This is a genomic window from Phenylobacterium sp. (assembly GCF_030697305.1).
Taxonomy (GTDB): domain Bacteria; phylum Pseudomonadota; class Alphaproteobacteria; order Caulobacterales; family Caulobacteraceae; genus Phenylobacterium.
The window spans coordinates 18898-37091 of the sequence record NZ_JAUYQL010000113.1; the positions used below are offsets into that span (position 1 = coordinate 18898).

The window sequence follows — 18194 nt, forward strand, 5'->3', positions numbered from 1 at the left end:
CGGCCAGTTGGCCGCTCCCCGGCCTAGTCCAGACGCAGCCAGCGAACCGTCATGAAACCGATCATCTTGATCCCCGCCCGGATGGCCGCGACCCGCCTGCCGGGCAAACCGTTGGCGGACATCGAGGGCGTGCCGATGATCGTGCGAGTCCTGCGCCAAGCGCTGGCCGCTGGCGTCGGCCCGGCGGCGGTCGCCGCCGGCGATCCGGAGATCGTCCAGGCCGTAGAGGCGGCCGGCGGGCGCGCAATCCTTACCGACCCCGATCTGCCGTCCGGCAGCGACCGGATCCTGGCGGCGCTGGCTGAGCTCGACCCGGACGGCGCCCATGACGTGGTGATCAATCTGCAGGGCGACATCCCGTTCATCGATCCGGAGGCGGTCGCGCGATGCGCGCGCCTGCTGGACGAGCAGCCGACCTGCGACATCTCGACCATCGTCGTTGCGGAGGGCGCTGTCGCCGATCGCAGTAATCCGGATGTCCCCAAGGCGGTCCTGACGATGCAGCCGGACGGGCGCAGCGGCAGGGCGCTCTATTTCACCCGATCGGTGCTCTACGGCGACGCGCCGGTGTGGCTTCACCACGGCGTCTACGGCTATCGGCGCGAGGCGCTGACCCGGTTCACCGCCGCTGCCCCATCGCCGCTGGAGCGGCTGGAACGTCTCGAACAGCTGAGGGCGCTGGAGATGGGCCTGTCGATCTGGGCCGCGGTGCTCGACGAGGCGCCGATCTCCGTCGACAACCCGGCCGACCTGGAACGGGCGCGGCGCCACGCAAGGGAACTGGCATGACCGGACGCATCGCCTTCCAGGGGGAACTTGGGGCCAACAGCCACGAAGCCTGCACCAACGCCTTTCCGGCGATGCAGCCGGTGCCGCACGCCAGCTTCGAAGAAGCGTTCGAGGCGGTGAAGAGCGGCGATTGCCAGCTCGGCATGATCCCCGTGGAAAACTCGATCGCGGGCCGAGTGGATCAGGTCCACCACCTGCTGCCGTCGTTCGGGCTGAAGATCATCGGCGAGCGCTTCAAGCCAATCCACTTCCAACTGATGGCCAATCCGGGCGTCAAGCTCGAGGACGTGAAGACCGTCTCCAGCATGACCATCGCGCTCGGTCAGTGCCGCAAGCTGCTGCGCCGCCTGAAGGTGGCGACCGAAGCGGCGGGCGACACCGCGGGCGCGGCCAGGCAACTGGCGGACAAGCCCGACCCTACCCGTGCGGCCCTGGCGCCCGCCCTGGCGGCGCAGATCTACGGCCTGGATATCCTGTTGCGCGACGTCGAAGACGAGCACAACAACACCACGCGCTTCCTGGTGATGAGCGCCGAGGACCAGCCTGAATCGCCGCCGTTCACCGCGCCCTGCATCACCAGCTTCGTGTTCCGCGTCCGCAACATCCCCGCCGCGCTGTACAAGGCGCTGGGCGGCTTCGCGACCAATGGCGTGAACATGATCAAGCTGGAGAGCTACACCGAGGGCGGGGTGTTCTCGGCGACCTTCTTCTACGTCGAGGTCGACGGCCGCCCCGAGGACCTGGCGCTGGCGCGCGCCTTCGAGGAGCTCACCTTCTTCTCCGAGAAATTCGAGATCCTCGGCGTCTATCCGGCGGACCCGTTCCGAAGCAGGGGCTAGTTCAGTCGCCGGGGTTTCCGCCGTCCACCCACGCCCGCAGGAGCTGGTGGGCGATGGCCATCTGGCCGGGCGCAGTCGCGTCCGCGATCTCACCGTCGAGCAGGGCTCGCGCCTCTTCGCGGGTGAACCAGCGCACCTCCGACAGCTCCGTCTGGTCCGGAGCCGCCTGGTCGTCGGCGACTTCGGCGAGCAGGCCGATCATCAACGATGATGGATAGGGCCAGGGCTGGGTCGAGTGGTAGTGCACCCGCACGGTGCGCAGGCCGGCCTCCTCGTACAGCTCGCGGGCGCAGGCCTCCTCAATGGTCTCACCGGGCTCCAGGAACCCCGCCAACGCCGAATAGCGGCCTTCCGGCCACGACGCCCCGCGTCCGACCATGCAGCGGTCCCCGAAGTACGGGAGCATGATCACCACTGGGTCGGTGCGCGGGAAATGCTCGACGCCGCAGGCCCGGCAGCGGCGCTTCCAGCCGCCGTCTACCGCGTCGCTGGGCTGGCCGCACGAGGCGCAGAAGCGATGACGACGACGCCACTCGAACATCTGTTTTGCGGTGGCGAGGATCGCGGCGTCCGCCGGGACCAGCCGCAGCGAGATGGCCCGAAGGTCCTCGAACGCCCCGACGCCACGCAGCGGCCCCTCGGCGGGGTCTGCAGAGCCTTCGATATCCAGGGCGAACACTGCCTGCTCGCGCCACATGCCAAGGAACAGCAGCCGCTCCTCGCCGCCGGAGAGCTCCTTGGCCAGCTCGGCGGGGAAGTAGGCGATGCGGACACCGCCAGATCCGTCTGATTCGACCAGCGGCTTCCCGTTCCAGATCGCCACGGCGAGGGAATCGGCGTCGGCGAGGCGACCCGCGACCCACTCGGGGTCGGAACGGCGTTCGCTGACTCGGTCGAGCGGGTTGCCGGCGAAGGTGTTGCGGAAGCTTTGCAGGGTCATCGCGGAGTTCTAATCCGCCGCACGCTTGCGCGCGAGCCCGTGCGACGCGATATTAGGGGTGGAGATCGGCGACGGGCGGACGCCTCGCCAACCCGGTCAGGTCCGGAAGGAAGCAGCCGCAACGAGTTTCGCTCCGGGTCGTCGTCCGGTCTCCACCCGCCTTCCAACATAGTCCTCATGGCCGACGAAGACTTCACGCTCGATCCAGCCTCGCCGGAACGGGACGCCGACACGGCCGATATGTTCGCGCCTGCGCCGCCGCCCGTGGCGCAGGACGCCGCCGCCTACACGGTGCTGGCCCGGAAGTATCGCCCCCGCACGTTCGAGGACCTGATCGGCCAGGAGGCGATGCTCCGCACCCTGACCAACGCCTTCTCCTCGGGGCGGATCGCGCACGCCTTCATGCTCACCGGCGTCCGCGGGGTCGGCAAGACGACCACCGCCCGCCTGCTGGCCCGCGCCCTCAACTACGAGAGCGACACGGTCCACCAGCCGACGCTCGACCTGATCCAGGAAGGCATCCACTGCCGGGCGATCATCGAGGGGCGTCATATGGACGTGCTCGAACTGGACGCCGCCAGCCGCACCAAGGTCGACGAGATGCGCGAGCTGCTGGACGGGGTGCGCTACGCTCCTGTCTCAGCGCGCTACAAGGTCTATGTGATCGACGAGGTCCACATGCTCTCGACGGCGGCGTTCAACGCCCTGTTGAAGACGCTGGAGGAGCCGCCGCCCCACGCCAAGTTCATCTTCGCCACCACCGAGATCCGCAAGGTGCCGGTGACGATCCTGTCGCGCTGCCAGCGCTTCGACCTGCGCCGCGTCGAACCCGAGGTCATCGCCAAGAATCTCGAGACCATCTCCGAGGCCGAAGGTGCGCGGGTCGAGGCCGAGGGCCTGATGCTGATCGCGCGCGCCGCCGAAGGTTCGGTGCGCGACGCCCAGTCGATGCTCGATCAGGCGATCGTCCAGGCCGAAGCCGGCCTGACGGTGGGCGCGGCGGTCATCCGCGACATGCTGGGCCTCGCCGACCGCGCCCAGACCATCGGCCTGCTGGAGCACATCGTGCGGGGCGAAGCCGGGCCGGCGATCGAGGCTTTCCGCACGCTCTATGGGTTCGGCGCGGATCCCGGACAGGTGATGATCGATCTCCTGGAGCATTGCCACGGCGCCTCACTGACGCGGGCGGTCGGCGCTCATGCCCTGACCTTGCCGAAGGATCAGGCCGCGCGGCTGGCGGCGATTGGCGCGGCGGTGTCGCCCGGCGTGCTGGCGCGGCTCTGGCAGATGCTGCTGAAGGGCCACGACGAGGTGCGTCGCGCACCGGACGCCGCCGCGGCGGTCGACATGGCGCTGATTCGCTTGGCCTACGCGGCCGACCTGCCGGGCCCGGAAGAAGCGCTGAAGCGCCTGCAGTCGGGCGACGCGCCGACCACCCGCGGCGGCGGCCTGAGCTCCGGCGGAACCAGTGGGGGAGGCGGCGCGTCCGCCGTGGCGCGCGCCCAGCCCAGTCCGGCGACGGCCGAGGCGGAGGCGGCGCCGGTCCTGCAATCCTTCGACGACGTCATCGCGCTGATCGAAAAGCGTCGCGACATCGCCCTGCGCCTGGATGTTGAGCGCTTCGTGCGCCCGATCAGCTTCCGTCCCGGCGCGATCGAGTTCGAGCCGGCGCCGGGGGCGCCGTCCAACCTCGCTCAGCGGCTGGTCAACCGGCTCAAGGAATGGACCGGCCAGCCCTGGCTGATCGCCGCCCAGGGCGGCGGCGGCGCCGAAAGCCAGTGGGAGCGCCAGAAGCGCGAACAGCGCGACACCCTGGACGAGGTGCGCGCCGACGCCTTCGTCCAGTCGGTGTTCGAGGCCTTTCCCGGGACAGAACTGCTTGAGGTCCGCACGCTGCCGACGCCGGAACCGGCTGTGGCGGCGGCGGACGAGGACGACAACGATGAGGACTGACGCGCGATGAAGGACCTTGGCTCCTTGATGAAGCAGGCCCAGGCCATGCAGCAGAAGCTGGCGGACGCCCAGCAGCGCATCGCCGATCTCAGCGTTGACGGCACATCCGGCGGCGGCATGGTCAAGGTGACGCTGAAGGGCACGGGCGAGCTCGCCGCCGTGGAGATCGACGAGAGCCTGCTGGCCCCCGGCGAGGGCGAGGTTGTGGCCGACCTGATGATCGCCGCCCACGCCGACGCCAAGCGCAAGCTGGACGCGGCCCAGGCCGACCTGATGCGCGAGGCCGCCGGCCCGCTCGCCGGCATGGGCCTGCCGGGCCTGAAGTTCTGACTTGGCGGGTTCCGCCGGCCCCGAGATCGAGCGCCTGATCAGCCTGCTGGCGAAACTGCCCGGGCTAGGGCCCCGCTCGGCCCGCCGCTCGGCGCTGGCGCTGCTCAAGCGGCGCGACCAGTTGCTGGTCCCGCTGGCCGCGGCGATGTCCGACGCCGCGGCGCGGGTGCGGACCTGCAGCGTCTGCGGCGCGCTGGACACCCAGGACCCCTGCGCGATCTGCGCCGACACCGTCCGCGATGACGCCATGCTGTGCGTGGTCGAGGAGGTCGGCGCGCTCTGGGCCATGGAGCGGGCGGGCGCCTTCCGTGGCCGCTATCATGTGCTGGGCGGGCTGTTGTCGGCGCTGGACGGTGTCGGCCCGGACGCGCTTCGGGTGAGCGCCTTGCTCCAGCGGGCCAGCGCCGCTCAGGTGCGCGAGGTGATCTTGGCGCTGCCGGCAACGGTCGACGGCCAGACCACCGCCCACTACCTGACCGAACGGCTGGGCGCCCTGAACGTCCCCGTGACCCTCCTGGCCAGGGGCGTGCCGGTCGGCGGCGAGCTCGACTGGCTGGATGACGGCACGATCGCCCAGGCCATGCGGGCGCGCCGCCCGGCCTGATTCGGAAGGCTCTGGTCGATGTGCGCGACTCTGTCTAAGAACGGAGCATGAACGCGTATTTGCTCATCGCGGCCGTCGCCGCGCTCATGGCTCTGGCCGCCCTGGCCTGGGCGCTGATGGAACGCTCGCGCGCAGGTCGCGCCGAAGCGCGGGTGTGGGATCTGCAGCAGGCCAGCGCCGACGCGCAGGCACGGGTGCGAATGCTGGAGGAGCAAGCCGCGTCGCAGGGTGAATTCCTGCGCGCGCAGGCGACCCAGTCGGCGAATGCGGTGGCCGAGGAGATGGTCAAGCGCGCCGACGAGAGCTTCCGCAACCGTGAGCAGCTCGTCCAGGCGAGGTTGGAGGCGCAGCTCAAGCCGGTCGCCGACACCCTGCTGAAATTCCAGGAGCAGGTGACCGCGGTCGAGAAGGTCCGCGCCGAGGAATCCGGTGGACTGAAGGCGCAGATCGCCCAGCTTCTCGCAGCGTCGACGGCGACCCAGGACGAGGCGCGCAAGCTGTCGGCGGTGCTGCGCCGCGGAGCCGGCGTGCAGGGGCGCTGGGGCGAACAGACCCTGCGCAACGTGCTGGAGGCCGCCGGCCTGCACAATCGCTATGACTTCGAAGAACAGGTCTCCACCGACACCGACGAGGGTCGCCGCAGGCCCGATGTGACCGTGCGCATGCCGGGCGGGGGCGTGTTCGTGATCGACGCCAAGTGTTCGCTGAACGCCTTCCTCGACGCGCAGGACGCCGCCGACGACGCGGCGCGCGACGCCTGCTTCACACGCCATGCGCAGAGCGTGCGCGCGCACATGCAGGGGCTGTCGGCCAAGGCCTACTGGGACCAGTTCGACGCCTCGCCGGACTTCGTGGCGATGTTCGTACCGGGCGACAGCATCCTGTCGGCGGCGCTGGAGCGCGCGCCGGAGCTGATGAGCGAGGCGATGGACCGGCGCGTGGTGATTGTCACGCCCACCACCCTGTTCGCGCTGTGCAAGGCGGTCCACTACGGCTGGCGGGTGGAGGAACAGGCGTTCAACGCCCGGCGGATCGCCGATCTCGGGCGAGAGCTCTACAAGCGCATCTCTTTGATGGGCGCCCACGCCGCCTCGGTCGGCAAGGCGCTGGAGGCCGCGGTGTCGCGCTACAATCAGATGGTCGGTTCCCTGGAGACCCAGGTGCTGACCCAGGCGCGGCGCTTCGAGGAGCTCAAGGTCGATCATGAGGGGCGCGAGATCGTCGAGCTGTCGCCGGTCGAAACCGGGGTGCGTCCGCTGGCCAAGCTGTCGCCGAACGAGCCGCCCCAGATCCGCATCGTCGCCGGCGACGAGGGACGCGCAGCGCCGCCCGCGTCTTGACGCTGCGCGCTCTGCGACCTACCTCCGCCAAATGGCCATTCGTGAGATCCTCGTCGTCCCCGACCCGGTGCTGAAGCAGAAGTCCACCCCGGTGGATGTCGTCGACGACGATCTGCGCGCGCTGATGGACGACATGCTGGAGACCATGTACGCGGCGCCGGGCATCGGCCTGGCCGCGGTTCAGATCGGCGTACCCAAGCGCGTCATCGTCATGGACCTGTCCCACGGCGAGGAAGACAAGGCGCCGCGCTTCTTCGTCAATCCTCAGATCGTCTGGGCGTCCGAGGACACGCTTCCCTACGAAGAGGGGTGCCTGTCGGTGCCGGAGATTTTCGACGAGGTCGAACGGCCGGCGAAGGTGCGGCTGAGCTATCTCGACTATCAGGGCAAGGCGGTCGAGGAAGAGGCCGAGGGCCTGTTCGCTGTCTGCATCCAGCACGAGATGGATCACCTGGAAGGCGTGCTGTTCATCGACCACCTGTCACGCCTGAAGCGCGAGCAGGCGGTGAAGAAGGTCAAGAAGCAGGTGAAGGCCGCCTGACGACGGCCTTCACGGGCGTCTCAGTGCGCTGAGTGATCGGCGTGATCGTCGCCCTTCACCGTTTCGCTGACGTTCTTGGCGCCGGTCTTCAGCTCCGCGCCGGCTTTCGACAGGGCTTCCTTCGCTTCGCCCGCGGCGTCCTTGGCGACCGCGCCGGCATCGGCGGCGGCGTCCTTGGCTGCGGCGCCGGCGTCGGATGCGGCGTCCTTCAGGTCGGCGCCCGCTTCCTTGATCTCAGGACTGTTGGCCGCGGCTTTCGCCTCGGCGGCGGCCTTGGCACCGGCGTCTTTGATGTCCTGGGCGGTGTCGGCCCGCTCGGCCTGGGAACAGCCGGCGAGGATCAAGCCGGCGGCGGCGAGCGTGGTGATCAGCAGTCTGCGCATCTTGATTTCCATCCCCTTGGTCATGGCAGCGCTAGTTTAGCGCGCGCCGGCGGGCTTTTCCCATAGGTCGCCGACCGGTAAAGGCCGTCCATGCGCTTAGCCTTCCTTGGAACACCCGACTTCGCCGCCGCCTCGCTGGCGGCGATCGTCGAGGCGGGGCACGACGTGGTCGCGGTCTATTCGCAGCCGCCGGCGCCGCGCGGGCGTGGCCAGGCGCTGCGGCCCTCGCCTGTCCAGGCCTATGCCGAAAGCCGGGGCCTGTCGGTGCGCACGCCGGCTTCCATGCGCGATCCCGACGCGATCGCAGCCTTCGCAGCACTGGACCTCGACGTGGCCGTGGTGGTCGCCTACGGCCAAATCCTGCCCGCCGAAGTGTTGTCCGCGCCAAGGCTGGGAGCGTTCAACCTGCACGGCTCGCTGCTGCCCCGTTGGCGAGGCGCGGCGCCGATCCAGCGGGCGCTGATGGCCGGAGATCCGGTCACCGGCGTTCAGGTGATGCGCATGACCGAGGGCCTGGACGAAGGCGCGGTGCTGGCCACCGCTACGGTTCGCATCGGTCCGCTCGACACCGCCGGGACGCTGCATGACCGCCTGGCGCGGGCCGGCGCCGACCTGCTGGTCGCGACCCTGCCGGCGATCGAGCGTGGCGAGGCGATCGAGATTCCGCAGGCGCAGGACGGCGTCACCTACGCCAAGAAGATCCGCCCCAAGGAAGCGCGGCTGGACTGGCGCCGGCCGGCCGCCGAAGTCGACCTGAAGATCCGCGGGCTCTCGCCGTTTCCCGGCGCCTGGTTCACGGCCGTCGGCGACAAGGGGCCGATCCGCATCAAGGCGCTGCTGTCGCGCGTCGACGACGGCGCGGGCGCCCCTGGCGAGCTGTTGGATGACGCCCTGCTGGTGGCGTGCGGCGAAGGCGCGGTGCGGCTGTTGCGCGTCCAGCGCGAGGGCCGCGCGGCCCAAGACGCCGGCGACTTCCTGCGCGGCTTCCCGTTGAGCGCCGGCGCCAGGCTCTCCTGATGCCCCGCTACCGCCTGCTGGTGGAATACGACGGCCGGCCCTACTGCGGTTTCCAGGCCCAGGCGGGGCTGCCATCCGTGCAGGCGTCGCTGGAACGGGCGGTCCAGGCCTTCAGCGGCGAGAGCGTGCGCATCCATGGCGCCGGACGCACCGACACCGGCGTCCACGCCCTGGGCCAGGTGGTCCACGTGGATCTCGAGAAGTCCTGGTCGCCGGCGGTGGTGCGCGACGCCATGAACGCCCACCTGGCGCGCGAGCCGATCGCGGTCCTGGGCGCCGAGGAGGCGTCTGGGGACTGGCATGCAAGGTTCTCCGCCACGGGGCGACGCTACCTGTTCCGCATCCTCAACCGTCGGAGCCCCGCCGCCCTCGACCAGGGCCGCGCGTGGTGGGTGAAGAAGCCGCTGGACGCCCGGGCGATGCATGCCGCGGCCCAGGTCCTGCTCGGCCAGCACGACTTCACCACCTTCCGCGACGTGCGCTGTCAGGCCAAGTCACCGGTGAAGACGCTGGACCAGGTCAGCGTGGAGCGTGACGGTGAGGCTGTGCTTCTGCGGTTCGCAGCGCGCTCGTTCCTGCATCGCCAGGTGCGTTCAATGACCGGATCGCTGGTCGAGGTCGGGACCGGCCGCTGGAGCGCTGATGATTTCAAGGGGGCGCTGGAGGCTCGTCAACGCAGCGCCTGCGGCCCCGTGGCTCCGCCTGACGGCCTCTATCTCACCGAGGTGATCTACCCGGCGAACGCTGCGAAATAGCGTTCGATCAGGCGTTCGTAGACCGTCTGGAGTTGGCGGATCTCGGCCACCGGCGCGCGCTCGTCGACGGAGTGCATGGTGGTTCCGACCAGGCCCAGCTCCACCACCGGGCAGAGCGCGCGGATGAAGCGTGCGTCCGACGTGCCGCCGCTCGTCGACAGCTCCGGCGCCTGGCCCACCGCGTCGCGGACCGCCTCGGCGACCACATCGGTGAACGGACCAGGCTCGGTGAGGAAGGCTTCGCCGCTGATCTGCGGCGTTAGGCGTATCTTACCGTTGAAGCTCTCGGCGGCCTTCGCGGCCTCCCCTTCGATCCAGCGGACCAAGTCGGCGCCTGTGTGGTTTGGGTTGAAGCGGATGTTGATCCGCGCGCGGCCGGTGGAGGGGATCAGGTTGGTCGTGGGATTGCCCACGTCGATGGTGGTGATCTCCAGGTTCGAGGGCTGAAAGCCCAGGAACCCGTCGTCCAGCCGCCGCGCCTGCAGTCGCGACAACAGGTCGACCAGAACAGGCAGCGGGTTGGCCGCGCGGTCGGGATAGGCCACGTGGCCCTGGGTCCCCGCGACCTCGATGCCGACATTGACGCTGCCGCGACGGCCGATCTTGATCATGTCGCCGAAGGTCACTGACGACGTCGGCTCGCCGACCACGCAATGGTCGATGGCCTCGCCCTCGGTGGCCAGCGCCTCGACCACCATCTTGGTGCCATGGATGGCCGGGCCTTCCTCGTCGCCGGTGATCAGGAACGACAGCGAGCCGGCGACGCGTCCGCCGGCGATGGCGCTCTGGGCGGCGGCGGCGAAGGCGGCGATGGCGCTCTTCATGTCCACAGCGCCGCGGCCGATCAGTATGTCGTCGACGATGGTCGCGTCGAATGGCTCCTGGGTCCAAGCCGCGGCGTCGCCGGCAGGGACCACGTCCGTATGACCGGCGAAGCATAGGTTCGGCCGCGCATTCCCGTAGCGGGCGTAGAGGTTCTCGATGTCGCCGAAGCGCATCCGCCGGCAGGCGAAGCCCAAGCCCTCGAGCGCGTTCTGCAGCACCTGCATGGCGCCGGCGTCCGCCGGGGTGACCGACGCCCGGCGGATCAGGTCGCGGGAGAGCTCGACGGCGTCGATCACGGGTCCGCCTATTCGCGCAGCAATTCGTTGACGCTGGTCTTGGAGCGCGTGCGCTCGTCCACCGTCTTCATGATCACCGCGCAGTAGGTGGACGGCATGCCCTCGTGCGGAGACGGGCGCGAGCCCGAAACCACCACGGAATACGGCGGCACCTCGCCCAGGGTGACGACGCCCGTGCGCCGGTCGACGATCGGCGTGGTCGAAGTCAGGTACACGCCCATCGACAGCACCGAGCCTTCACGCACGATGACGCCCTCGGCGACCTCGGAGCGCGCGCCGATGAAGCAGTTGTCCTCGATGATCGTGGGGTTGGCCTGCAGCGGTTCCAGCACGCCGCCGATGCCCGCGCCGCCCGACAGGTGCACGTTCTTGCCGATCTGCGCGCAGGACCCCACCGTGGCCCAGGTGTCGACCATCGTGCCTTCGCCGACGTGGGCGCCGATGTTTACGAACGAGGGCATCAGCACCACGTTGCGATCGATGAACGCGCCGCGCCGAACGACGCAGCCGGGGACCGCACGGAAGCCGGCGGCCTCGAACTCGGCCGCGCCCCAGCCTTCGAACTTGGTCGGCACCTTGTCCCAGTAGGGACCGGGCGACGGCGCCTGGACCAGGGCGTTGGCGTTCAGGCGGAAGGACAGCAGGATCGCCTGCTTCACCCACTGGTGGACCACCCACTCGCCATCGAGTTTCTCGGCCACGCGCAGCTTGCCGGCGTCGAGCTGGGTCAGGGTCTCATCCACCGCGGCGCGCACCGCGCCTTTGGTCGAAGCGGAGACGCCGTCGCGGGCTTCCCACGCGGCCTCGATCTCGGACTTCAGGTCTTGAGTGAGCGCGACGGACATTCAGGCGGCCTCCTTCAATCGCGCGGTCGCCAGGAACGGCGCGAGCTTGTCTGTACGATGATGGACGAATGACGCGTGGGAGTCCTGCGCGTGCGCCCCGACCAGCACGGTGGTCATGCCCAGCCCCGCGGCCGGCTCCAGGTTGCGCTCGGAATCCTCGAAGAAGGCGGTGGCGGCGGGAGCCATGCCGTGCGCCTCGACCATGCGGTCGAACGCCGCCGGATCGGGCTTGGGCAGGAAGCCGAACGAACCGATGTGAAAGACGTCGTCGAAAAGGGCGCTCAGGCCCAGGCGCTCCAGCACCCGTTCGGCGTGGCGGTCGTCGGCGTTGGTGAAGATCAGCCGCCGGCCAGGCAGGCGCTGCAACGCCGCCAGCAGGTCGGTGTCGTGCGCCAGGGCGTCCAGCGAGATGTCATGGAAGATCGCATGATACTCGTCTGGATCGACGCCGTGGTGCTCCATCAGCCCATGCAGGGTCAGGCCGTAGTCCCGGAAATAAGTCTTCTGCAGCTCGTAGGCTTCGTCCATCGGCAGGCCCGTGGTCTTGGCGACGAATTGGGTCATCCGCGCCTCGGCCTGTTTCATGAAGCCGGACTCGACCGGATAGAGCGTGTTGTCGAGGTCGAACAGCCAAGTGTCCACATGGGTCAAGTCGGCGCTCATGCGCAGATCAGAGTGCCTGCGCCGTGCTCGGTGAACAGCTCCACGAGCAGGGCGTGCGGGCGCCGGCCATCCATGATCACTACGGCCTCGACACCAGCCTCCGCCGCGGCGATGGCGGTCTCGAGCTTGGGGATCATGCCGCCGGTGGCGACGCCCGAGGCGATCGCGTCGCGCGCCTCCTGGACGCTCATCTGACGGACAAGCTGACCATCCTTGTCGAGCACGCCCTGAACGTCGGTGAGCAGGATCATCCGCTTGGCCCGCAGCGCGCCGGCCAGGGCGCCGGCCACGGTGTCGGCGTTGACGTTGTAGGTTTCGCCGTCCTCAGACACGCCGATCGGCGCGATCACGGGGATATAGTCTTCCTCGGCGTAGATCAGCGCCTCGATCAGCTTCTGGTCGATGCGGCTGGGTTCGCCGACGAAGCCCAGGTCGACGTCCTGGACGACGCCGGTTTCCGGGTCCTTGCGCGTGCGCACCGCCTTCTGGACGGTGATCAGGCGCGCGTCCTTGCCCGACAGGCCGACGCCGCGCACGTCGGCCTCGGCGCCGGCGAGCGTGATCCAGTTGGCGATTTCCTTGTTGATCGCGCCCGACAAGACCATCTCGGCGACTTCCATGGTCGCGGCGTCGGTCACCCGCAGGCCGTCGACGAAAGTCGATTTCACGCCGGCCTTGTTGAGCATGGCCGAGATTTGCGGCCCGCCGCCGTGCACCACGACGGGGTGCACGCCGAGCATCTTCAGCAGCACGGTGTCGGCGGCGAACAGCTTGGCCACGGCGTCGTCGCCCATGGCATGGCCGCCATATTTGATGACCACAGTCTCGCGGTCGTAGATCTGAATGTAGGGCAGCGCCTCGGCGAGGGTCTTCGCGGTCGCCCAGCCCTCTTCTTGGGTGTCGTCGGTCACGGCTTGGCGGCTCCGGCGGATCGGTGGGCTCCGATAGCGGACCCAGGCGCGCCTGTCACCTTCGCCGGCGGGTTCAGGCCTCGCAGGCGGCGAGGATCTCGGCCCGCAGCTCGGCCATCCCCAGGCCCTTCTCCGCCGATGTGGCGATGACCCGCGGGAAGGCGGCCGGACGCTTGGCGATGGCGGCCAGCGTGCGCTGCGTCACCGCCTCGACCTCGGAGGCCTTCAGCTTGTCGGCCTTGGTCAACACGATCTGATAGGACACCGCGGCGGTGTCGAAGGCGCTCAGCGCCTCGCCGTCGACCTCCTTGAGCCCGTGGCGAGCGTCGATCAGCAGATAGGCGCGCTTCAGGTTCACCCGCCCGCGCAGGTAGTCGCGGCCGAGGTTCTGGAACTTCTTCACCTCGCCGCGCGAGGCGCGCGCAAAGCCGTAACCCGGCAGGTCGACCAGCCTCAGGCGCTCATCCAGGACGAAGAAGTTCACTTCCCGCGTCCGTCCCGGCGCGTTCGAGGCGCGCGCCAGGCCTTTGCGGTTGGTCAGCCCGTTGATCAGCGACGACTTCCCGACGTTAGAACGGCCGGCGAAGGCCACTTCCGGCAGGTCCGGTGGCGGCAGGCCGTCGATGGTCACCGCCCCCATGAGGAATTCGCAAGGTCCCGCGAACTGTACGCGAGCCCGCTCCAGGGCCTCGTCGTCGAAGGCGTCCACTCAGGCCGCCCTGGACTTGCCGGTGAACCGCGCGATGAACTGGTCCACGGGGTTGTCCACCTTGAGCCGGCGCATGATCACGTACTGCTGGAGGATGGTGAGCACGTTGCTCCAGGTCCAGTAGATCAGCAGGCCGACTGCAAACGGCGCCATTATGAACATGAACAGCAAGGGCATCAGCTTGAAGATCCGCTGCTGCATCGGGTCGCCCACCGGCGGGCTCATCGCTGTGGTGAGCCACATGGTGAAGCCGTAGGCCAGCGGCAGCACGCCGAGGTGGAGGGTCGTGTCCAGGATCTGACCGATCAACGGTGTGCTGGCCGGGTTCCAGGGGATCAGGCCGAACAGGTTCCAGATGGTCGTGGGATCGCGCGCCGACAGATCCTTGATCCAGCCCATGAAGGGCGCGTGGCGCATCTCGATGGTGACGCTCAACACCTTGTAGAGCGCGAAGAACACTGGGATCTGCAACAGCAGCGGCAGGCAGCCCGCGATCGGGTTCACCTTCTCGCGCTGATAGAGCGCCATGATCTCCTGCTGCTGCTTGGCGGGATCCTCCTTGAAGCGGGCGCGCAGCTCCTCCATCTGCGGTTGCAGCTTCTTCATCTTGGTCATCGACTCGTACTGCTTGTTCGCCAGCGGGAAGAACAGCAGCCGCACGACGACGGTCAGCCCCAGGATGGCGAGGCCGAAATTACCGACGTGGCGATAGATGAATTCCAGGAAGCTGAAGATCGGCTGGGTCAGCAGGCGCAAGCGCCCCCAGTCCACCGCCCAGTTCAGGTTGGGGACGTCGAACTGCTTCTCATAGCCCTTGAGCACCGGCACGGTCTTGGCTCCGGCGAAGAAGCGCGTGGTCTCGGTGACCTGCTTGCCGACTGGGATCTGACGCAGGGCGCCGACGTAGTTGGCCTCGAAGATGTTGGTTTCGCCGGCCTTGGTGACGCGGAAGGCGCCGCGGACGTTCTCGGACTGGCTGGGGATCAGCGCCGCCAGCCAGTACATGTCGGTGATCCCGGTCCAACCGCCGCGGGACGGCAGCTCCATGCCGCCATCCTTGGCCCACTTGGAGTATTTGATCAGACGCAGCTCATCGCCCAGCCAGCCGATCGCGCCCTCGTGGACGATCTGGCTGTGGCCGACGTGCGCCGGCGCGCCCTGGCGTTGCACTGACGCGTAGGGCGCCAGCGACACCGGGGCCGCGCCGGTGTTGGCCACGGTGTCGGTCACCGTGAACATGAACCTGGCGTCGATGGCGATCTGCCGGGTGAAGGTCAGACCCGCCGGGCTCACATACTGCAGGCTCAGCGGCGCGGTGGGCGTCAGCGTCGAGCCCTGCGTCACCGTCCAGAGGGTGTTGGCGTTCGGCAGGCCGGGCACATTGGCGCCGGTCCAGCCGAACTCGGCGAACCAGGCGTGCCGCGCGCCTTCCGGGCGCAGCAGTTCGACCGGCGGGGAGTTCGGGTCGACCGTCTCGCGGTACTGCTTCAGGAACAGGTCGTCGAAACGCGCGCCCTTCAGAGAGATCGAGCCTTGCAGCGCCGGCGTGTCGATCGTCACGCGCGGGCTGGCCGCGGCGGCTTCCTGGCGCGTGACGACCCGCACCTGGGCGGGTGCGGCGACGCCGGGAAGCGTTCCGGCGACCGGTCCCGCGGTCGTATTCGAAGCCGCGGCGGGCTTGCGGGCGGCTTCGGCCTGGCGGCGCTGCGCCGCGGGTTCGAGGATGAACACCTGATAGAGCAGCAGGAGGGCGAGGGAGCAGACCACGAAGATGATCGTGTTGCGTGTGGAGTCGTCTCGCATGTCGGGGGGTGCGCCTTCAGGCCGAGGAGGAGGGGGCCGGCGCGGTGTCGCTGACCCGTCGGTCGCTTTCGGGCGCGAGCCTTATCAGCGCGCTTTTCACGTCGTCAAGCAGACGCGGCCAGGGCCGAGTCGTAACGCCGCCACGCGCGATGAACACATAGTCGAAGCCGGGCGCCGCGAATTGCGGGGTGAGCAGGCGGGCGGCTTCGCGCAGGCGGCGCTTGGCGCGGTTGCGGACCACCGATCCGCCGATCCGCCGCGTCGCCGTGAAGCCGGTGCGCACCAGGGCCGCGCCATCCGCGCGGTTGCGGGCCTGGACGACCACCGCACCTCGGGCGCATGACGGCGCCTGGGCGCAGGCCAGGAACTCCGGGCGCTTCCTGAGGCGCTCGATGGCGAAGGGTGCGTTGGGGATTGGGGCGTCCGTCATGCGGACACCGCCAGCGCGATCTAGGCCGAGAGCCGCTTGCGGCCCTTGGCGCGGCGACGCTGGATCACCTTTTGGCCGTTCTTGGTGGCCATGCGCGCGCGGTAGCCGTGACGGCGCTTGCGCACGAGTCGCGACGGCTGGAAAGTCCGCTTCACAGTAAGGCTCCGGGTTCGAACGAGCGGCGGTGGATAAGGGAACGGAACGGCCGTGTCAACGCGCGTCCGCTCGCCTCAGTCGCTATCGCGCGCCGGCGGCCCGCCCCACTTCGGAGCAGGCGGCGTGTAGCGTGCGAACGCCTCCAGCGCTTCGCCGGGCTCGGCAGCGTAGATCAGCATGTCCGCGTAGGCGGGCGCGAGGAAGTCGGCGTCCACCATCCGGGCGATCATTTCACGCAAGGGCCGGAAATATCCGCCGACGTCGAGGAAGCCGCTGGGCTTGGCGTGGAAGCCCAGTTGCGCCCAGGTCCACTGCTCGAACATCTCCTCCAGGGCGCCGGCGCCGCCGGGCAGGGTGAGGAAGGCGTCGGCGAGCTCCGCCATCCGCCATTTGCGCTCGTGCATGGAATTGACGACATGTAGTTCGCTCAGGCCGGGGTGGGCGATTTCGCGCTCGACCAGGTCGCGCGGCATCACGCCGACGACGCGGCCCCCGCTCGCCAGAGCGGCGTCGGCCACCGCGCCCATCAGGCCGACACGGGCTCCGCCGTAGACCAGGGTCAGTCGGGCGCCGGCGATCGCAACGCCTGTTGCGGTCGCCGCGGCCAGGTAGGCGGGATCCCTGCCGAAGGCCGAGCCGCAGTAGACGCAGACGCTATTCACGCCCCGAGCGTGGGCCGCGGCGGCGTCATTGTCGATCCATGGTCAAGGCGCGCCATCTCGCCGCAGGCGATCGGGTGCGCCCCAATTTCGCCCTACGGGCGAGGCCTCTCGGAAATTCTGTCCAACAAATCAAGTGGATCGCCTGTATGTACGAGCCCAGCGCCCTCGAGCAATACATGCTCGAACTGGTCAACGCGGAACGCGCCAAGGTCGGCGCCCAACCCCTGACCTTCGACCTGAACCTCGACAAGGCCGCCGAGCTCCATAGTCAGTGGATGATCGCGACGGACACCTTCTCCCACACCGGAGACGGCGGCTCGAGCGCGACGCAGCGCATGCAGAGCGCCGGCTACACCCTCTCCGGTTCTTGGGCGACGGGCGAGAACATCGCCTGGGCCAGCCTGCGCGGCGCGCCGGGCTACCAGGACGAGGTGGACCTGCTGCACGCCAACCTGATGAACTCGGCGGGTCACCGGGCGAACATCCTCAACGCCAACTACCGTGAAGTCGGCATCGGCTTCGAGGTCGGCGAATACCAGGGCTGGCAGGGCGCCTTCGTCACCCAGGACTTCGGCAAGTCGGGGACCGGCTTGTCGATCACCGGCGTCGCCTTCGACGACCAGGACGGCGACAGGTTCTACGATCCAGGCGAAGGCCTCGGCGGTCTGACGGTCAAGGCCGTGAGCAGCACGGGCGCTTCGTTCACCACCAGCACTGTGGCCTCGGGGGGTTACGACCTCACCCTCTCCACCGGAACCTACACCCTGACCTTCTCGGGCGGCGGCTTCGCCACCGTGAGCAAGCAGGTCACCGTGGGTTCGCTGAACGTGAAGGTCGACCTGATCGACCCGGTGGCAGGCGGCGGGACGACGCCCGTCCCGCCCACCCCGCCGCCCAGCACGCCAGGGCCGGTGATCGGCACCGCCGGCGCGGACACCCTGGCTGGAACCGACGGCGCAGACACCCTGCAGGGCATGAACGGCGGCGATCGCCTCTCGGGCGGCGGCGGGGCCGACCGCCTGGACGGCGGCGCGGGCAATGACACCCTCAACGGCGGGGTCGGGGCCGATGTGCTGACTGGCGGGGCGGGCAACGACACCTTCGTGTTCGACCTCGCGCCGTCCACCGGCGTCGACCAGATCACCGATTTCACCACGGCCGACACGATCCAGCTTGAGAACGCGATCTTCACCGCGCTGGGTTCGGCGGGGCGTCTGTCGTCTTCTGCGTTCTACCAGGGTTCTGCGTCGCACGACGCCACGGACCGGGTGATCTACAACTCGAGCACGGGATCGCTGCTGTACGACGCTGACGGGACAGGTTCGGGCTCGGCGGTGCAGATCGCGATTCTGCCCACTGGGCTCAGGCTCTCTTACGCCGACTTCTCGGTGATCTGACCGCGG

The 18194-nt window shown here is 69.0% G+C and carries 20 protein-coding genes, 1 other RNA gene and 1 pseudogene; 11 read left to right on the forward strand and 11 right to left on the reverse strand.

Annotation, left to right across the window (positions count from 1 at the left end):
- The first annotated feature begins 51 nt into the window (after nt 1-51).
- Together Q8R27_RS11830 and Q8R27_RS11835 are read left to right on the forward strand one after the other, a co-directional pair.
- Entirely contained in the window at nt 52-789 is a 738-nt protein-coding gene (locus tag Q8R27_RS11830; protein ID WP_305699212.1) for a 3-deoxy-manno-octulosonate cytidylyltransferase, read from the forward strand.
- A complete protein-coding gene (locus Q8R27_RS11835) occupies nt 786-1628 on the forward strand; it encodes a prephenate dehydratase (RefSeq protein WP_305699213.1) in 843 nt (280 codons plus the stop codon). The genes Q8R27_RS11830 and Q8R27_RS11835 overlap by 4 nt, the downstream gene beginning before the upstream one ends.
- Nucleotide 1629: 1 nt before the next feature.
- Here Q8R27_RS11835 and nudC read toward each other — a convergent pair whose 3' ends face one another.
- Nucleotides 1630-2568, reverse strand: a complete 939-nt coding sequence (gene nudC, locus Q8R27_RS11840) for an NAD(+) diphosphatase (RefSeq protein ID WP_305699214.1) — start codon at nt 2566-2568, stop codon at nt 1630-1632.
- Between the two features lie 59 nt (nt 2569-2627).
- Between nudC and ffs the strand changes: the two genes are divergently transcribed.
- The 6 genes from ffs to Q8R27_RS11870 all read left to right on the forward strand — a co-directional run bounded on the left by ffs (nt 2628) and on the right by Q8R27_RS11870 (nt 7336).
- Nucleotides 2628-2726: signal recognition particle sRNA small type (ffs, locus tag Q8R27_RS11845), an RNA gene on the forward strand.
- A gap of 19 nt (nt 2727-2745) precedes the next feature.
- Nucleotides 2746-4521 carry a DNA polymerase III subunit gamma/tau gene (locus tag Q8R27_RS11850; RefSeq protein WP_305699215.1) on the forward strand — a complete coding sequence of 592 codons (1776 nt, stop codon included), beginning with the start codon at nt 2746-2748 and terminating at the stop codon, nt 4519-4521.
- 6 nt (nt 4522-4527) lie between these two features.
- Nucleotides 4528-4851, forward strand: a complete 324-nt coding sequence (locus Q8R27_RS11855; RefSeq protein WP_305699216.1) for a YbaB/EbfC family nucleoid-associated protein — start codon at nt 4528-4530, stop codon at nt 4849-4851.
- Between the two features lies 1 nt (nt 4852).
- On the forward strand, nt 4853-5455 hold the full coding sequence (gene recR / locus Q8R27_RS11860; protein ID WP_305594050.1) for a recombination mediator RecR: 603 nt from the start codon (nt 4853-4855) through the stop codon (nt 5453-5455).
- A 47-nt stretch (nt 5456-5502) separates the two neighbouring features.
- A complete protein-coding gene (gene rmuC / locus Q8R27_RS11865) occupies nt 5503-6795 on the forward strand; it encodes a DNA recombination protein RmuC (protein ID WP_305699217.1) in 1293 nt (430 codons plus the stop codon).
- Nucleotides 6796-6826: 31 nt separating this feature from the next.
- Nucleotides 6827-7336 carry a peptide deformylase gene (locus Q8R27_RS11870; RefSeq protein ID WP_305699218.1) on the forward strand — a complete coding sequence of 170 codons (510 nt, stop codon included), beginning with the start codon at nt 6827-6829 and terminating at the stop codon, nt 7334-7336.
- Between the two features lie 20 nt (nt 7337-7356).
- Here Q8R27_RS11870 and Q8R27_RS11875 read toward each other — a convergent pair whose 3' ends face one another.
- Entirely contained in the window at nt 7357-7719 is a 363-nt protein-coding gene (locus Q8R27_RS11875; RefSeq protein WP_305699219.1) for a hypothetical protein, read from the reverse strand.
- A 90-nt stretch (nt 7720-7809) separates the two neighbouring features.
- On the opposite strand from Q8R27_RS11875, the gene fmt reads away from it, so the two are divergent.
- Both fmt and truA read left to right on the forward strand, forming a co-directional pair.
- A complete protein-coding gene (fmt, locus tag Q8R27_RS11880; RefSeq protein WP_305699220.1) occupies nt 7810-8736 on the forward strand; it encodes a methionyl-tRNA formyltransferase in 927 nt (308 codons plus the stop codon).
- Nucleotides 8736-9491, forward strand: coding sequence for a tRNA pseudouridine(38-40) synthase TruA (gene truA, locus Q8R27_RS11885; protein WP_305699221.1), 756 nt, complete (start codon nt 8736-8738; stop codon nt 9489-9491). Before fmt ends, truA begins: the two co-directional genes overlap by 1 nt.
- Here truA and dapE read toward each other — a convergent pair.
- The 9 genes and pseudogenes from dapE to Q8R27_RS11930 form a co-directional block, all read right to left on the reverse strand.
- A complete protein-coding gene (dapE, locus tag Q8R27_RS11890; protein ID WP_305699249.1) occupies nt 9467-10636 on the reverse strand; it encodes a succinyl-diaminopimelate desuccinylase in 1170 nt (389 codons plus the stop codon). The genes truA and dapE overlap by 25 nt on opposite strands.
- Complete coding sequence (gene dapD / locus Q8R27_RS11895; protein ID WP_305699222.1) at nt 10621-11457, reverse strand: 2,3,4,5-tetrahydropyridine-2,6-dicarboxylate N-succinyltransferase; 837 nt, start codon at nt 11455-11457, stop codon at nt 10621-10623. The genes dapE and dapD overlap by 16 nt, the downstream gene beginning before the upstream one ends.
- Nucleotides 11458-12120 (reverse strand): pyrimidine 5'-nucleotidase, encoded by a 663-nt coding sequence (locus tag Q8R27_RS11900; protein WP_305699223.1) that lies wholly within the window; start codon nt 12118-12120, stop codon nt 11458-11460.
- Nucleotides 12117-13031 carry an acetylglutamate kinase gene (argB, locus tag Q8R27_RS11905; protein WP_305699224.1) on the reverse strand — a complete coding sequence of 305 codons (915 nt, stop codon included), beginning with the start codon at nt 13029-13031 and terminating at the stop codon, nt 12117-12119. The genes Q8R27_RS11900 and argB overlap by 4 nt, the downstream gene beginning before the upstream one ends.
- A gap of 73 nt (nt 13032-13104) precedes the next feature.
- Nucleotides 13105-13671 carry a ribosome biogenesis GTP-binding protein YihA/YsxC gene (gene yihA / locus Q8R27_RS11910; protein ID WP_305699250.1) on the reverse strand — a complete coding sequence of 189 codons (567 nt, stop codon included), beginning with the start codon at nt 13669-13671 and terminating at the stop codon, nt 13105-13107.
- Nucleotides 13672-13740: 69 nt separating this feature from the next.
- A complete protein-coding gene (gene yidC / locus Q8R27_RS11915; protein ID WP_305699225.1) occupies nt 13741-15543 on the reverse strand; it encodes a membrane protein insertase YidC in 1803 nt (600 codons plus the stop codon).
- Nucleotides 15520-15958 (reverse strand): annotated as a pseudogene (locus tag Q8R27_RS11920) (ribonuclease P protein component); the annotation flags it as partial. The pseudogene Q8R27_RS11920 and the gene yidC, both read right to left, overlap by 24 nt.
- Before the next feature lie 35 nt (nt 15959-15993).
- Nucleotides 15994-16128 (reverse strand): 50S ribosomal protein L34, encoded by a 135-nt coding sequence (gene rpmH / locus Q8R27_RS11925; RefSeq protein WP_305594029.1) that lies wholly within the window; start codon nt 16126-16128, stop codon nt 15994-15996.
- Between the two features lie 75 nt (nt 16129-16203).
- Nucleotides 16204-16791 (reverse strand): TIGR00730 family Rossman fold protein, encoded by a 588-nt coding sequence (locus tag Q8R27_RS11930; protein WP_305699227.1) that lies wholly within the window; start codon nt 16789-16791, stop codon nt 16204-16206.
- Nucleotides 16792-16937: 146 nt separating this feature from the next.
- Between Q8R27_RS11930 and Q8R27_RS11935 the strand changes: the two genes are divergently transcribed.
- Nucleotides 16938-18188 (forward strand): CAP domain-containing protein, encoded by a 1251-nt coding sequence (locus tag Q8R27_RS11935; RefSeq protein WP_305699228.1) that lies wholly within the window; start codon nt 16938-16940, stop codon nt 18186-18188.
- Nucleotides 18189-18194: the final 6 nt, after the last annotated feature.